We start from the raw sequence: 15,117 nt of genomic DNA on the forward strand, positions 1-15,117 counted from the left end.
GGTAGCTCGTATCGAGGGGATGTGTCGTGAACGCTCACCGCAGGCAGCTCGTCTCGCTCGCCCACCCCGTCTACCTCGAGCTCCTGGCCTCCGTCGCCGCCGGGATCATCAACACCGTCTGGGTCTCCAGGCTCGGCGGCCCGGCCGTCGCCGCCGTCGCCGTGGCGACCAACACCGAGAACGTGCTGCTCGGTGTGGCCCTGGTCTTCGCCTCCGGTACGACCGTCCTGGTGGCGCACGCCAGGGGTGCGCGGGATCCGGGCGCGGTGCGGGCGGCCGTACGCGGAGGGCTGGCGCTGTGGGCGCTGATCACGCCCGTGGTCGTGGCGGGCGGTTTCCTGCTGCGGGAGCCGCTGGCCCGGCTGGTGCTCGGCGGCGAGGGGACCGCGGTGCCGCTCGCGGTCGCCTACTTCACGATCTCGATGCCGGGCATCACCGTCTTCTTCGCCCAGCAGCTCGTCGACGGCATCCTCAAGGGCACCGGCGACACACGGACCCCGATGCGGCTCGCCCTCCTCGCCAACGGGCTGATCCTGGTCTGCGACCCGGTTTTCATCCACTTCCACGGCGTCCAGGGCGCCGCCGCCGCGACGGCGCTGTGCCGGTGCGTGGCGCTCGGGGTGGGGCTGGTCGCCCTGCGCCGGAACAAGCTGCTCCGGGAGTGCGCGGGTGTGCGGCCCGCTGTCTCGCCGGCCGTCTCACTGCGGCGGACGTTCACCACCGGCCTGCCCATGTCCGCCGACTTCACCCTGCGGCAGACCGGCGCACTGGTCCTGGTCGCCGTCGTGGCGCGGCTCGGGGTGACGGCGGTGGCCGCGTACGCGATCGCGTACAAGGTCATGTACGTCGCCACCATGGCCTTCTACGCCGTACGCCAGGCCGCCTCCATCCACACCGCGCACACCCGGGGCACAGGCCGGGACGCGCGGCGGGCGATCGGGCGGCAGGCGGTGCTCGTGTCGGGCACGGCGGGGCTCGCGGCGGCCGTGCTGCTCTTCGTGGCTGCCCCCTGGATCATGGCCGCCTTCGGCGCCGGGCCCGGTGTCGCCCACGAGGGGGTGCTGTTCCTGCGCTGCGTCGGGCCCTATCTGCTGCTCATGGCCTGCTTCATCGCGCTCGGCGGGGTCTTCGAGGGGAGCGGACGCGCGCCGGTGCTGCTGCGCGTGACGGTGCTCGGTACGGCGGTCCAACTGCCGCTGGCGTACGGCCTCACGGGCCTCGGGCTGCCGGGTGTGTGCCTGGCGCTGGCGCTGGCCATGGCGGTGCAGTGCGGGGCGGCGCTGGTGCTGTTCCGGCGGGACCGGAATCAGGAGGAGGCCGAGGCCTTCTTGGCGCGGGCCGCCTGATCCGGGACCGGGGCCGGAACCGGCTTCGGCACCGTTGCGAGCCACAGCCGGCGGGCCGCGAGGACGGTGGCGAGGACCAGCAGGCCGTTGCGCACGAACAGCAGGGTGATGCCGAGCGGGGTGCTGCCCACGACGTCCCCGAACCAGATCGGGAACTCCAGGACCGTCACGAAGCACGCCACCAGCACCAGGACGGCCGGCAGCCCCATCCGGCTCGCCCGGAAGCACACGCAGACCGCGGCCATTCCGACCAGCCACACCATGTACTGGGGGCTGATCACCCGGCTGGTCGTGGTGAACATCAGCACCGCCACGAACGCCGCGTCGGCCATCGTGTGCGCCTCGAACCGGGTGGCCGCGATGCGCCACAGCAGCAGCCAGCCGAAGGCCATGCCGGTCAGGCCGAGCGCGGCCGTGCTGACGATGTTCACCCACGGGCCGAGGAACTCGACCGAGCCGTAGTTGAGCAGCACGGCGCCGTCCCAGCCGTACTGCCGGGCCACGTGGAAGACGAGGGAGCCCAGTGACTCGACCTCGGTGCCGCGGTCGCGCTGGAAGGTGAGGAAGGCGAAGGCGCCGGGCATGGCCACGGCGAAGAGCCCGGCCAGCGCGACGACGGTGGCCACCGCCGAGACCCAGGTGTTGCGCGCGCGGACGCCGACGAGCAGCAGAGCCGGCCACACCTTCAGCATCGCCCCGAGCCCCACCAGCGCTCCCGCCACCCGCGGATGCCGGGCGGCCGCGAACACCGCGGCGACCGCCACCGCGGTCACCATCACGTCGTAGCGGGCGTAGACGGTCGGGCCGAGCAGCGGTACGCCCACCACCCACACCCAGGCGCCGCGCAGCTGCCTGCCCGGACGCAGGCCCGCGTACAGCAGCAGGCTGAGGACGACCAGGTCGGCGACGAAGGCGAGGACGAAGAAGGCCTGGGCGTAGCCGAGGAAGGGCAGCAGGGCGGGGGAGAGGATCGCGAGCGCGGCGGCGGGCGGATACTGCCAGGTCACGTCGTCGAGCGGGAAGGTGCCGGTGCGCAGGACGTCGTACCAGCCCTGGTAGATGACCGACACGTCGCTGGTGACGTCCGGGCCGGGGAAGAGGAACACCTTGAAGACGAACAGCAGCAGCAACAGCCTGGTCACGCCCCAGGTCAGCAGCAGCCCTGTCAGGGACCGCCGCACGGCCGTCGTCTCCACGTGATCCCCTGCCGTTCCGTTCCCGCCTTGAGGGGAACATGATGTCGTCCCCTCCTGTGAGCGTGCCATAAACACGGCCGTTCCCCGCTGTGAGCAGCCCGTTCGGTAGGGTCGGCGGCGATGCACAAGACCCTGATCGTGACGAACGACTTCCCGCCCCGGCCCGGCGGCATCCAGGCCTTCCTGCACAACATGGCGCTACGGCTCGACCCCGAGCGGCTCGTCGTCTACGCCTCCACCTGGAAGCGGAGCCGGGAGGGCGTCGAGGCGACCGCCGCCTTCGACGCCGAGCAGCCGTTCACCGTCGTACGGGACTCCACGACCATGCTGCTGCCGACGCCCGCCGCGACCCGGCGGGCCGTCGGGCTGCTGCGTGAGCACGGGTGCACGTCGGTGTGGTTCGGGGCGGCGGCGCCGCTCGGGCTGATGGCGCCGGCTCTGCGGAGGGCGGGCGCCGAGCGGCTGGTGGCCACGACCCACGGGCACGAGGCGGGGTGGGCCCAACTTCCCGCGGCTCGGGGGCTGTTGCGCCGGATCGGGGAGTCGACGGACACGATCACCTACCTCGGGGAGTACACGCGGTCCCGGATCGCGGGTGCGCTGACGCCGGCGGCGGCCTCGCGGATGGCGCAGCTGCCGCCGGGGGTCGACGAGAAGACCTTCCACCCGGGGTCGGGTGGTGACGAGGTCCGGGCGCGGCTCGGGCTGACCGACCGGCCCGTGGTCGTGTGCGTCTCGCGGCTCGTGCCGCGCAAGGGACAGGACACGCTGATCCTCGCGATGCCCCGGATCCTGGTGGCGGAACCCGACGCCGTACTGCTGATCGTCGGCGGCGGGCCGTACGAGAAGGAACTGCGCAGGCTCGCGCACGAGACCGGCGTAGCCGACTCCGTCCGCTTCACCGGCACGGTCCCCTGGTCCGAGCTGCCCGCCCACTACGGCGCCGGGGACGTCTTCGCGATGCCGTGCCGGACGCGACGGGGCGGGCTCGACGTCGAGGGGCTCGGCATCGTCTACCTGGAGGCCTCGGCGACGGGGCTGCCGGTCGTCGCGGGGGATTCCGGCGGCGCCCCCGACGCGGTCCTCGACGGCGAGACCGGCTGGGTCGTGCGGGGAGGCTCCGTGGAGGAGTCGGCCGAGCGGATCCTCGTCCTCCTCGGGGACGCCGAACTCCGGCACCGAATGGGCGAGCGGGGCCGGGCATGGGTCGAGGAAAAATGGCGGTGGGATCTACTCGCAGAGCGGCTGGAGAAGCTCCTCTTTTAGGGGCGCGGGGCTGTATCGATTTGCGGCTCCGCCGCGTGGGCGCGACCAGCCACATACAACCCGCACCCGCCCGACTGGCGCACCCGGCACCCCAGATGGCGCCCCAAAACCGGCGGAGCCCCTAGGCGGAACCGGAAAATCCGCACATGCTGCGCACATGACAGCAAAACTGATGCAGCGTCAGCTGACGAGACGTCAAATCTTGGGCATGGTGGCCCTCCAGACCGCCGCCGCCTCCGGTCTCACCCGCATCGGTCTCCAGTCGGCACAGGCCGTAGAACCGGCCGCCGTCGACAACGCCCCAGCCATCGTGGTCGGTTCGGGCTACGGCGCCGCCGTAGCCGCCCTCCGCCTCGGCCAGGCAGGCATCCGCACGATCATGATCGAGATGGGCCGGCTCTGGAACACCCCCGGCTCCGACGGCAAGATCTTCTGCTCCACCGCAGCCCCGGACCAGCGCTCCATGTGGTTCCGCACCCGCACCGAGGCGCCGCTGGCCACCTTCCTGTGGCTGGACGTCGTGAACAAGGACATCAGCGCGTACCCCGGGGTCCTGGACCGTGTGCGCTTCGCCAACATGTCCGTGTTCGTGGGGCGCGGAGTGGGTGGCGGCTCGCTGGTCAACGGGTCGATGGCGGTCACGCCCCTGAAGTCGTACTTCGCGGAGCAGTTCCCCACGGTCGACGCCGACGAGATGTACAACACGTACTTCCCGCGCGCCAACTCCATGCTCGGCGTCAACACGATCGACTCCACGTGGTTCGAGTCGACCGAGTGGTACCAGTTCACGCGGGTCTCGCGTAAACACGCCCAGAACACCGGCCTCAAGACCACCTTCGTGCCCAGCGTCTACGACTTCGGCTACATGCAGCGCGAGGCTGCCGGCACGGCGACCAAGTCCGCGCTCGCCCAGGAGGTCATCTACGGCAACAACTACGGGAAGAAGAGCCTCGACAAGACGTACCTCGCCGCCGCGCTCGGTACCGGGAACGTCACCATCAACACGATGGAGCGGGTCAGGGCCATCAGCCGCGCGAGCGACGGGACTTACGTGCTGACCGCCGACCGCATCGACAACACCGGCGCGGTCGTCGAGACCAAGCAGTACAGCTGCACCTACCTCTTCCTCGGCGGCGGCAGCGTCGGCACCACCGAACTCCTCGTCCGGGCACGGGCGACGGGCACGCTCCCGGCGCTGGACGCGAGCGTCGGCGGGGGATGGGGGACCAACGGGAACGTGATGCTGGGCCGCGCCAACCACCTGTGGGACACGGTCGGCGAGAACCAGTCCACGATGCCGGTCATGGGCATCGACGACTGGGCCAACACCGCCAACCCCGTCTTCGCGGAGATCGCCCCGCTGCCCACGGGACTCGAGCACTGGGTGAGCCTCTATCTGGCGATCACGAAGAACCCACAGCGGGCGTCGTTCTCGTACGACAGCGCCACGGACGGCGTGAGGCTCGGCTGGTCGGCCGCGCAGAGCGCGGTGTCGGTGAGCATGGCGAAGAAGCTGTTCGACCGGATCAACTCGGCGAACTCCACCATCTACCGGTACGACCTGTTCGGCTCGTCCAACAAGGTCTTCGCCGATGACTTCACCTACCACCCCCTGGGCGGCTGCGTGTTGGGCAAGGCGACCGACAACTACGGCCGGGTGAAGGGGTATTCGAAGCTGTACGTCACCGACGGCTCGCTCGTGCCCGGCTCGATCGGCGTGAACCCGTTCGTGACGATCACCGCGCTGGCCGAACGGACGATGGCGCGGGTCCTCGTGGAGGACACCGCGCCATGAGCCGTCGTGGGAAAGGGGCTTGCTACTTCTGGTAGATCGCCTCGATCTCGCCCGCGTAGTCCTTCGCCACCACGTTGCGCTTGAGCTTCAGGGACGGCGTCAGGTGGCCCGACTCCTCCGTGAACTGGGAGGACAGAATGCGGAACTTCCGCACCGATTCCGCCTTCGACACCGCGGCGTTGCCGTCGTCGATCGCGGCCTGGATGGCCGCGTTCAGGTCGGCGTCCGCGCTCAGCGACGCCGCGGTGGAGCCCGCGGGCTTGCCGTGCTCGGCGGCCCAACGGCCCAGGAACTCCTCGTCGATGGTGATCAGCGCGCCCACGAACGGCCGCCCGTCACCGACCACCATGCACTCCGCGACCAGCGCGTGCGCGCGGATGCGGTCCTCGATCACGGCCGGGGCGACGTTCTTGCCGCCCGCGGTGACGATGATCTCCTTCTTGCGGCCGGTGATCCGGAGGTAGCCGTCCTCGTCGAGGGTGCCGATGTCACCGGTGTGGAACCAGCCGTCGGTCAGCGCCTCGGCCGTAGCGGCCTCGTTGTTCCAGTAGCCCTTGAACAGGTGCTCGCCGTGCAGCAGTACCTCGCCGTCGTCGGCGATGCGGATCACGGAGCCCGGCAGCGGCTGGCCGACCGTGCCGATCTTCGTCCGGTCCCAGGGGTTGAAGGCGGTGGCGGCGCAGGACTCGGTCAGGCCGTAGCCCTCCAGGACCGTGAAGCCGATGCCGCGGAAGAAGTGGCCCAGGCGCTCGCCCAGCGGGGCGCCGCCGGAGATGGCGTACTCGCCCTTGCCGCCGAGGACCGCGCGCAGCTTGCTGTAGACGAGTTTGTCGAAGGTCCTGTGTTTGATCTTCAGGCCGAGGGACGGGCCCGACGGGGTGTCCAGGGCCTTGCTGTAGGCGATCGCCGTGTCGGCGGCCTTGTCGAAGATCTTGCCCTTGCCGTCCGCCTGCGCCTTGGCGCGCGCCGAGTTGTAGACCTTCTCGAAGACGCGCGGGACGCCGAGGATCAGCGTCGGGCGGAAGGAGGCCAGCTCGTCGGTGAGGTGCTTGATGTCCGGGACCATGCCCAGCTTGATCGGCGCCATCATCGGCGCGATCTGCACGAGCCGCCCGAATACGTGCGCGAGCGGCAGGAAGAGCAGGACCGAGCAGTCGCCCGTGCGGAACAGCGGTCGCAGGCGCTCCACGATGTTCCCGCACTCGGCGAAGAAGCTGCGGTGGGTGAGCACGCAGCCCTTGGGGCGGCCGGTGGTGCCGGACGTGTAGACGATGGTCGCCGGGTCGTCGGCCTTGGCCAGCGAGCTGCGCTCCTCGACCGTCGCGTCGCTGATGTCCTTGCCCGTGCGGCCCAGCTCCTCCAGACCGCCGCCCTCGATCTGCCAGACGTGCTTGAGGGCGGGCAGCCGGTCGCGCACCGACTCGACGGCGGCCGTGTGGCCGTCCAGCTCCACGATGCAGGCGGTGGCGCCCGAGTCGGAGAGGATCCACTGGACCTGCTCCGGCGAGCTGGTCTCGTACACCGGCACGGTGACCGCGCCCGCGCTCCAGATCGCGAAGTCGAGCAGGGTCCACTCGTAGCGGGTGCGCGACATCAGACCCACCCGGTCGCCGGGCTGCACGCCCGAGGCGATGAGCCCCTTGGCCGCGGTGTGCACCTCGGAGAGGAAGACGGTGGCCGTCACGTCCTGCCAGGCGCCGTTCACCTTGCGGGCGATGACGGCGACATCAGGATGCTGCGCGGCGTTTCTCCGGACGATGTCGGTGAGATTGCCGTCCGCAGGGACCTCGTACAAAGCCGGAAGGCTGAACTCGCGCAAGACTGCTGCTCCTCATAGGGCGCCGGCGCCACGACGTTGTGTGATGCGACGGTCCGGTCCAAGACTCGGGCAGGTGCCCGGGATCTCCAGCGGTTTCAGCCACTGGTTGAAATCCTGAGCACGACTGGACTGCCCGGACGTTACCCGCCGGTATGGCGTCTTCGACAGGGGGGTCCGGCGAGATGTTCGCTGCGTCACACAGATTGGTGTTCTTTCGCGCACAGTAGTCCACCCGTTAATTGACTGGCCAGTAACCGCAGGTCCCACCGCCACTGTTCACGTATGCCGCACACGCCTACCCTTGATCGTCATGGCACCCACACCACCCGGAAACCGACGGACACGTGTCCACGTGGTCAGCGACGTACACGGCAACGCCCGTGACCTGGCCGGAGCCGGCGAGGGTGCCGACGCCCTGATCTGTCTGGGCGACCTCGTCCTCTTCCTCGACTACGCCGACCACTCGCGCGGCATCTTCCCCGACCTGTTCGGTGTCGAGAACGCCGACCGCATCGTGGAACTGCGCACCGCCCGCCGCTTCGAGGAGGCCCGGGAGCTCGGTGCCCGGCTGTGGGGCGGCATCGGCGGCGACCGGGCCGCCGCGATCGAGAAGGCGGTGCGCAAGCAGTACGCCGAGATGTTCGCCGCGTTCCCGACACCGACGTACGCGACCTACGGCAATGTCGACATGCCGCCCCTGTGGCCCGAGTACGCCGGACCCGGCACGACCGTGCTGGACGGGGAGCGGGTCGAGATCGGCGGGTGGGTCTTCGGATTCGTCGGCGGGGGCCTCAGGACCCCCATGCGCACCCCCTACGAGATCAGCGACGAGGAGTACGCCGCGAAGATCGAGGCGGTGGGCGAGGTGGACGTGCTCTGCACCCACATCCCGCCGGAGGTCCCGGAACTCGTCTACGACACCGTCGCGCGCCGCTTCGAGCGCGGCAGCCGTGCCCTGCTGGACGCGATCCGCCGCACCCGGCCCCGGTACTCGCTCTTCGGCCACGTCCACCAGCCTCTGGTGAGACGGATGCGGATCGGGGCGACCGAATGCGTGAACGTGGGGCACTTCGCGGGGAGCGGGAAGCCCTGGGCGCTCGAGTGGTGAGCCGGGACGGGCCCTGACGCAGGTGGGGGTGAAGTCGGGCGCCCACGTGCGCGGTAGCCTTCACGCTGCACACACGTGCGCATCCTTGCGCACCGCGCACCCCGAATTACCGGCCCGCATCTGGAGGAGCCACGGCGATGGCGGAACACACCAGCTCGAGCATCACGATCGAGGCGGCACCGGCCGACGTCATGGCGGTGATCGCCGACTTCGCCCGCTACCCGGACTGGACGGGTGAGGTGAAGGAGGCAGAGGTCCTCGCGACCGACGGCCAGGGGCGCGCCGAACAGGTCCGCCTCGTCATGGACGCCGGCGCCATCAAGGACGACCAGGTCCTCGCCTACACCTGGACCGGCGCGAACGAGGTCTCCTGGACCCTGGTCAAGTCCCAGATGCTGCGCTCCCTGGACGGCTCGTACGTCCTGAAGCCGTCGGGTGCGGGGGCGACCGAGGTCACCTACCTGCTGACCGTCGACGTCAAGATCCCCATGCTCGGCATGATCAAGCGCAAGGCCGAGAAGGTCATCATCGACCGGGCGCTGGCGGGGCTGAAGAAGCGGGTGGAGTCGGGGGAGAAGTAGGAGCACGTTTCGGCGCCGGCCGGTGCATTTCAGCCCGTCCGGCGTTTGAGGACGAGGCCCCTTCAGGGCCGAAAGCGGGGGTCTGGGGGCGCAGCCCCCAGGGACGGGACGGGAAGGGGCGGCGGGGGCGAAAAACTCGGTGGCCCGCACCACCCCCGGATCAGAACCCCGCCGGCTCCGTGTACACCCCCCACTCGTCCCGCAACACCCCGCAGATCTCACCCAGCGTCGCCTCGGCCCGCACCGCATCCAGCATCGGCCCGATCATGTTGCCCCCGGACCGCGCAGCCGCAAGCATCGCGTCGAGCGCGGCCCGCACGGCCACGTCGTCCCGCGCAGCCTTACGCGCCCCCAGCACCCGAACCTGCTCCCGCTCCACCTCATGACTGACCCGCAGAATCTCCAAGTCACCCGTCACGGACCCGTGGTGGACGTTCACCCCCACGACCCTCTTGTCGCCCTTCTCCAGGGATTGCTGGTACTGGAAGGCGGCCTCGGCGATCTCACCGGTGAACCAGCCGTCCTCGATCCCGCGCAGGATCCCGGAGGTGATGGGCCCGATGGGGTGCCGCCCGTCCGGGTGGGCCCTGAGCCCCCGCTCCCTGATCTGCTCGAAGATCTTCTCCGCGTCCGCCTCGATCCGGTCCGTCAGCTGCTCGACGAACCACGAACCACCCAACGGATCGGCCACGTTGGCGACCCCGGTCTCCTCCATCAGCACCTGCTGCGTCCGCAGCGCGATCTCCGCGGCCTGCTCGCTCGGAAGGGCCAGCGTCTCGTCCAGCGCGTTGGTGTGCAGCGAGTTGGTCCCGCCGAGCACCGCCGCGAGCGCCTCGACCGCCGTACGCACGACGTTGTTGTACGGCTGCTGGGCCGTCAGCGAGACCCCGGCGGTCTGGGTGTGGAAGCGCAGCCACTGCGCCTTGTCGGACTCGGCGCCGTAGACATCCCGCATCCACCGCGCCCAGATCCGGCGCGCCGCCCGGAACTTGGCGATCTCCTCGAAGAAGTCGACGTGCGCGTCGAAGAAGAAGGACAGTCCGGGCGCGAAGACGTCGACGTCGAGCCCGCGGGACAGGCCCAGTTCGACGTACCCGAAGCCGTCCGCCAGCGTGTACGCCAGTTCCTGCGCGGCCGTCGAGCCGGCCTCGCGGATGTGGTACCCGGAGACGGACAAGGGCTTGTAGGCGGGGATGCCGGCGGCGCAGTACTCCATCAGGTCGCCGATGAGGCGTAGGTGCGGCTCCGGCTGGAAGAGCCACTCCTTCTGCGCGATGTACTCCTTGAAGATGTCGGTCTGGAGCGTGCCGTTGAGCACCCCCGGATCCACACCCTGCCGCTCGGCGGCGACGAGATACATGCAGAAGACGGGAACGGCCGGCCCGCTGATGGTCATGGAGGTGGTGACGTCCCCCAGCGGAATGTCCTTGAACAGGACCTCCATGTCGGCGGCCGAGTCGATGGCGACACCACAGTGCCCGACCTCGCCCAGCGAGTGCGGCTCGTCGGAGTCGCGCCCCATGAGCGTCGGCATGTCGAACGCGACGGACAGACCCCCGCCACCGTTGGCGAGGATCTTCTTGTAGCGCTCGTTGGTCTGCTCGGCGTTCCCGAACCCGGCGAACTGCCGGATGGTCCACGTCCGCCCCCGGTAGCCGGTCGGGTACAGCCCGCGCGTGTAGGGGTACTCCCCCGGCCACCCGATCCGCTCGAAGCCCTCGTACTCGTCCCCGGGACGAGGCCCGTACACCGGCTCCACGGGATCCCCGGAGAGCGTGGTGAAGTCGGCCTCACGCTTGCGCGAGGCGTCGTACCGGGCCTGCCAGCGACGGCGGCCCTCTTCGATGGCGTCAGCGTCCATACCACCGAATTTACTTGGACGTCCTAGTAAAGTCGAGGTACTAGGACGTCCAACTAAATATTCACGAGCAACCGCCGCACGCAGACCGTACGGCGGTAGGGGCCTGGCGGGTCAGGCCTTGGCGACCACGGGCGAGCCGTCCGTGAGCTTGCCCTCCAGCTCGTGGCTGATCTTCCGCTCCACGAAGAAGGCGGCCGTCGGGATCGTCCCCGCGAGCAGGACCCACAGCTGCTTGGCGACCGGCCACTTCGCCTTGGAGCCCAGGTCGAAGGCGAAGACCAGGTAGACGACGTACAGCCAGCCGTGTGCGATGGCGATGACGCGGGTGAAGTCCGCGGCACCGTCGATGTCCAGGCCGTACTTGGCGATCATGCTCAGGCACAGCAGGACCAGCAGCACACCGGTGACGTAGGCCAGGACGCGGTAGCGGGTCAGCACGCTCTTCTTCATGGCATCGAGCGTAACCACCCGTTCCGGGGGATCTTGCCCCGGGTCAGCCCTCGCCTCAGCCCCGCCTCAGTCCTCGTCGAAATCGTGCGCGGCCACCCGAAGCGGACGCAGCATCGCGAAGATCTCCGCGCATTCCTCGGCGTCGTAGACCCCGAGACCGAAGTCCATCGCCATCAGGTCGCGGGTGGCGGCCTCGACGGCCTCGCGGCCCTTGTCGGTGATGGAGGCGAGCGTGCCGCGCCCGTCGTTGGGGTTGGGGCGCTTGTCGACCAGGCCGGACTTCACCAGACGGTCGATCGTGTTCGTGACGGACGTCGGGTGCACCATGAGCCGCTCGCCGATCTTCGACATCGGGAGCTCGCCCGCCTTGGAGAAGTTGAGCAGCACCAGCGCCTCGTACCGCGCGAAGGTCAGTCCGTACGGCTTGACCACCGCGTCGACCTCGCCGAGCAGGATCTGGTGGGCGCGCATGATCGAGGTGATCGCGGCCATGGACGGCACGTTTCCCCAGCGCTGCTTCCAGAGCTCGTCGGCGCGGGCGATGGGATCGAAGGGAAGACTGAGCGGCTTCGGCACGGCATCGACCTTACCGGCCGGTCACATCGTGGTCAGCCCCGTCTCGCCTTTCGGCCCCGAGGTCCGCGCGAGGTCCGCCGCACCTCTCCCATGTCCATTCCGGGACGAATAGAACTGCTATGTCACGATTGGTGACCGAACGTCACCTTCGCCAAGGAGCAGCATGTCCCGGCTGATCCACACCCTCGCGGCACTCGCGGTGCTCGGGCTCGCGGCGGGCTGTTCGTCCGCGCCCGGTGTCGACGAGGCCTCCGTCGCCGGCGCCGCCTCGAAGAGCCCCGACCCCGCCTCCCCCTTCTGGGTCGACCCGGCGAGCCCCGCCGCCCAGCAGATCCAGCTGTGGCAGCGGGAGGGCCGTACGCAGGACGCCGAACTGCTGAAGAAGATCGCCGACGAGCCGGCCGCGCTGTGGCCGGCCGGTGAGATCGATCCGGCCCCGGTGATCAAGGCGGCGACCGCCTCGGCGAACGCGGAGGGGCGTACGGCGCTGTTCGTGGCGTACAACATCCCGCACCGGGACTGCGGTCAGCACTCGGCGGGCGGGGCGGCCGACGGGGACGCCTACCGGGCCTGGATCGGGAAGTTCGCGGACGCGCTCGCGGATGCCAAGGCCCTGGTGATCCTGGAGCCGGACGCCGTCGCGCACATCGTGGACGGCTGCACGCCCGCCGAGTCCGCGCCCGAGCGCGAGCAGCTGCTGGGCGAGGCGATCGCCCGGCTCAAGCAGCAGCCGAACACCAAGGTGTACCTGGATGCGGGGAACCCGGCCTGGATCCGGGATCCCCGGAAGCTGGTCGACCCCCTGAAGCGGTCCGGCATCGCCGGCGCCGACGGCTTCTCCCTCAACGTCTCCAACTTCCAGACGGACGCGGCCACCAAGAAGTACGGCCTCCAGCTCTCCGGCGACCTCGACGGCAAGCACTTCGTCATCGACAGCAGCCGCAACGGGAACGGCCCGCTGCCGGGCGTGTGGTGCAACCCGCCCGGGCGGGCGCTGGGCACCCACCCGACGACCGACACCGGCGTGCCCGCCCTGGACGCCTATCTGTGGATCAAGCGGCCCGGGGAGTCGGACGGCACCTGCGAGGGCGGGCCGAACGCCGGGCAGTGGTGGCCGGAGTACGCCCTGGGACTGGCGAGCAACGCCCAGGGCTGATCCGTCACTTGACCTGGATCCACTTGGCCTCCGACGGCGTGCCGTCCGCGTCCGTTACGAACAGCATGTACCAGCCGGGCGGCACCAGGGCCGGGTCCTTCGGCACCTCGACGGTGACCGAGCGCGCGTCCTTGGTCAGGCCGAGTTCGATGGAGCGCTGCTCGACGTCGGTCGTGTGCGTCACCGCGCTGGGCCGCATGAGGCGGGCCTTGGAGATGCGCCCGGGGTGGTCGGTGCGGTAGGTCGCGCGGCGGTCCGCGCCGAGGACCTCCGAACCGTCCCGCAGTACGGGCCTGTTGGCGCCGTTCTTGTGCAGGGCGGGCGGGGTGAAGATCTCCATGCGCTGCTCGAAGTGGCCGAGCTTGGTGTTCTGCTGGTCGTCGAAGAGCGGGTCGGAGCCGAAGGTGGCGACCCGGCCGTCGGGCAGCAGCAGCGCCTCGGAGTGGTAGTTGCGGCCGACCGTCGGGGACGCGGCCTCGTGGAAGGCGTTGCCCTTCGGGTCGTAGAACTGCGCCTTGAGGATGTTGCTGGCGCTGCGGCCGCGGTAGTCCTCGGAGCCGTTCGCGGTGAACACGGTGTCGTCCGGCATGATCACGCTGTTCAGGTACCGCGTGCCTTGCGGGAGGTTGGGGCCGTCCTCGAAGACGGGGTTGTCCTTCTTCAGGTCGACGACGGCCGTGCGCGGGGTCGACTTCTTGGACTCGCCGACGCCTCCGCCGCCCATGATCATGACCTTCTGGTCCTGGGCCGGCGGCAGGAGGAGGGAGGCCGAGGTCTCCGTCTCGGCGGGGTCGCGCAGGCCCGGGACCTTCTCGAAGGTGTTGTTCTTCAGGTCCCACAGGCCCGGTTCGCGGCCCATCTCGGCAGGTCCGTAACCGGCGTTGGAGGCCGGGTAGAAGAGCTTGCCGCCCTTGGTGAGGAAGAGGGCGGGGTAGGTGGGGAAGTAGCGCTTGGGTCCGCGTGACCACTTCTTGGTCTTCGGGTCGTAGATCTCGTTGTCTCCGGGGTCGATCACACCGACGTCGTCGAGGCCGGAGACGGCGAGGACACGGCCGTCCTCGAGGCCGACGAGGGTCGGGTACCAGCGGGCCTTGTCCATCGGGTCGACGGGGATGTACCGCTCGGCGACCGGGTCGAACTCGTAGGCGGCTCGGATCCCCTGGAAGTCCTGCTTGTCCATGGTGATCTTCTCGGAGAGGCCGTACGTGTTGTCCGCGTCCTTGCCGGTCAGGCCCACGACCTCGTACTGGGCCTGCTTCTCGGTGACGGACATCGGGCCCTTCTCGGTGGCCTCCACGAAGACGCGGGCCTCGCTCGCGGTGACCTTGGTCTGCCAGGGCTGCATCACACCGCGCCTGTTGTACGTCACCTTGTGGGTGCGCTTGGCCTTCGGGACGGTGACGTCGAACTTGGTGACGTACTCGACGCCGGCGGGCGAGCGGAAGCGGGTGCCCTTCTTCAGGAACATGGCCTTGTCGGGGCTCTCGTTCTTGACCCGCATACCGCCGCCGGCCCGGTCGACCTCGCCGTCGAGCAGCTCATAGCGGGCGGTGCCGCCGGCCACGAGGAGGCGGCCGTCGGGGAGTTGGGCGTGTCCCGAGCAGAAGAAGTCGTCGGGGGTGGGGATCTTCTTGAAGGTATTCGCCGTGGGGTCCCAGAGGACGGTGTCGAAGGAGCCCTCGTCGAACTTCTTCTTCTCGTTCCCGGAGCCTGCAACGATCAGCACCTTGCCGGTGTGCAGGAGCGCCGCGTGGATGGCGTTGGTGCGGTACTCCTCCGGGATGTCGATGTGGTTCCAACTGCCGTATTTCGCCTGGTACTCGGGCCGCGAGATCTCGTACGCGTGGTACTTCTCGCCGGCGAAGTCGAGCGCGGCCGGGGCGTTGAGGCCGGCCAGGATCGCGATGCCGCCGATGCCGAGGAGGGTCTTCTTGGTTTTCTGGGACGGCTGATAGGCCATGGC

General features: G+C 69.6%; 12 protein-coding genes. 6 read left to right on the top strand and 6 right to left on the bottom strand.

Annotated elements, in window-relative coordinates; all coding sequences use genetic code 11:
- Positions 1 to 26 precede the first annotated feature (26 nt).
- Positions 27 to 1,346 carry an MATE family efflux transporter gene (locus IG08_RS0105350; RefSeq protein WP_030596847.1) on the top strand — a complete coding sequence of 440 codons (1,320 nt, stop codon included), beginning with the start codon at positions 27 to 29 and terminating at the stop codon, positions 1,344 to 1,346.
- Here the strand turns inward: IG08_RS0105350 and IG08_RS0105355 are convergent.
- Positions 1,307 to 2,542 carry a glycosyltransferase family 87 protein gene (locus IG08_RS0105355; RefSeq protein ID WP_030596848.1) on the bottom strand — a complete coding sequence of 412 codons (1,236 nt, stop codon included), beginning with the start codon at positions 2,540 to 2,542 and terminating at the stop codon, positions 1,307 to 1,309. The two genes, IG08_RS0105350 and IG08_RS0105355, sit on opposite strands and share 40 nt — an antisense overlap.
- A gap of 120 nt (positions 2,543 to 2,662) precedes the next feature.
- On the opposite strand from IG08_RS0105355, the gene IG08_RS0105360 reads away from it, so the two are divergent.
- Together IG08_RS0105360 and IG08_RS0105365 are read left to right on the top strand one after the other, a co-directional pair.
- A complete protein-coding gene (locus IG08_RS0105360) occupies positions 2,663 to 3,808 on the top strand; it encodes a glycosyltransferase family 4 protein (RefSeq protein WP_030596850.1) in 1,146 nt (381 codons plus the stop codon).
- A gap of 172 nt (positions 3,809 to 3,980) precedes the next feature.
- On the top strand, positions 3,981 to 5,603 hold the full coding sequence (locus tag IG08_RS0105365; RefSeq protein ID WP_452736648.1) for a GMC oxidoreductase: 1,623 nt from the start codon (positions 3,981 to 3,983) through the stop codon (positions 5,601 to 5,603).
- Between the two features lie 22 nt (positions 5,604 to 5,625).
- Here IG08_RS0105365 and IG08_RS0105370 read toward each other — a convergent pair whose 3' ends face one another.
- Positions 5,626 to 7,422, bottom strand: a complete 1,797-nt coding sequence (locus IG08_RS0105370) for an AMP-dependent synthetase/ligase (protein WP_030596856.1) — start codon at positions 7,420 to 7,422, stop codon at positions 5,626 to 5,628.
- 352 nt (positions 7,423 to 7,774) lie between these two features.
- On the opposite strand from IG08_RS0105370, the gene IG08_RS0105375 reads away from it, so the two are divergent.
- Both IG08_RS0105375 and IG08_RS0105380 read left to right on the top strand, forming a co-directional pair.
- Complete coding sequence (locus IG08_RS0105375) at positions 7,775 to 8,530, top strand: metallophosphoesterase family protein (RefSeq protein ID WP_030596858.1); 756 nt, start codon at positions 7,775 to 7,777, stop codon at positions 8,528 to 8,530.
- A 137-nt stretch (positions 8,531 to 8,667) separates the two neighbouring features.
- Positions 8,668 to 9,111 carry an SRPBCC family protein gene (locus tag IG08_RS0105380; RefSeq protein WP_030596860.1) on the top strand — a complete coding sequence of 148 codons (444 nt, stop codon included), beginning with the start codon at positions 8,668 to 8,670 and terminating at the stop codon, positions 9,109 to 9,111.
- Between the two features lie 160 nt (positions 9,112 to 9,271).
- Here the strand turns inward: IG08_RS0105380 and IG08_RS0105385 are convergent, their stop codons facing one another.
- The 3 genes from IG08_RS0105385 to IG08_RS0105395 form a co-directional block, all read right to left on the bottom strand.
- The gene (locus IG08_RS0105385) at positions 9,272 to 10,972 is read right to left on the bottom strand and encodes a coenzyme B12-dependent isobutyryl-CoA mutase large subunit (protein ID WP_030596862.1); all 1,701 of its coding nucleotides are present in this window, start codon (positions 10,970 to 10,972) and stop codon (positions 9,272 to 9,274) included.
- A 111-nt stretch (positions 10,973 to 11,083) separates the two neighbouring features.
- Positions 11,084 to 11,422 carry a DUF3817 domain-containing protein gene (locus IG08_RS0105390; RefSeq protein ID WP_030596863.1) on the bottom strand — a complete coding sequence of 113 codons (339 nt, stop codon included), beginning with the start codon at positions 11,420 to 11,422 and terminating at the stop codon, positions 11,084 to 11,086.
- A gap of 66 nt (positions 11,423 to 11,488) precedes the next feature.
- Positions 11,489 to 11,998 carry a MarR family winged helix-turn-helix transcriptional regulator gene (locus tag IG08_RS0105395; RefSeq protein WP_030596864.1) on the bottom strand — a complete coding sequence of 170 codons (510 nt, stop codon included), beginning with the start codon at positions 11,996 to 11,998 and terminating at the stop codon, positions 11,489 to 11,491.
- Positions 11,999 to 12,161: 163 nt separating this feature from the next.
- Here IG08_RS0105395 and IG08_RS0105400 point away from each other — a divergent pair, with 163 nt between their 5' ends.
- Positions 12,162 to 13,154 (top strand): glycoside hydrolase family 6 protein, encoded by a 993-nt coding sequence (locus tag IG08_RS0105400; protein WP_030596866.1) that lies wholly within the window; start codon positions 12,162 to 12,164, stop codon positions 13,152 to 13,154.
- 4 nt (positions 13,155 to 13,158) lie between these two features.
- Here IG08_RS0105400 and glxA read toward each other — a convergent pair whose 3' ends face one another.
- Positions 13,159 to 15,114, bottom strand: a complete 1,956-nt coding sequence (gene glxA, locus IG08_RS0105405; RefSeq protein WP_030596867.1) for a radical copper oxidase GlxA — start codon at positions 15,112 to 15,114, stop codon at positions 13,159 to 13,161.
- Between the last annotated feature and the right edge of the window lie 3 nt (positions 15,115 to 15,117).

The sequence above is a fragment of the Streptomyces fulvoviolaceus genome (assembly GCF_000718165.1).
GTDB lineage: Bacteria > Actinomycetota > Actinomycetes > Streptomycetales > Streptomycetaceae > Streptomyces > Streptomyces fulvoviolaceus.

Coding starts and splice junctions, on each gene's coding strand:
- IG08_RS0105360 (WP_030596850.1), top strand. CDS start 2,663: ATGCACAAGACCCTGATCGTGACGAACGACTTCCCGCCCCGGCCCGGC.
- IG08_RS0105365 (WP_452736648.1), top strand. CDS start 3,981: ATGCAGCGTCAGCTGACGAGACGTCAAATCTTGGGCATGGTGGCCCTC.
- IG08_RS0105380 (WP_030596860.1), top strand. CDS start 8,668: ATGGCGGAACACACCAGCTCGAGCATCACGATCGAGGCGGCACCGGCC.
- IG08_RS0105385 (WP_030596862.1), bottom strand. CDS start 10,972: ATGGACGCTGACGCCATCGAAGAGGGCCGCCGTCGCTGGCAGGCCCGG.
- IG08_RS0105390 (WP_030596863.1), bottom strand. CDS start 11,422: ATGAAGAAGAGCGTGCTGACCCGCTACCGCGTCCTGGCCTACGTCACC.
- IG08_RS0105400 (WP_030596866.1), top strand. CDS start 12,162: ATGTCCCGGCTGATCCACACCCTCGCGGCACTCGCGGTGCTCGGGCTC.
- glxA (WP_030596867.1), bottom strand. CDS start 15,114: ATGGCCTATCAGCCGTCCCAGAAAACCAAGAAGACCCTCCTCGGCATC.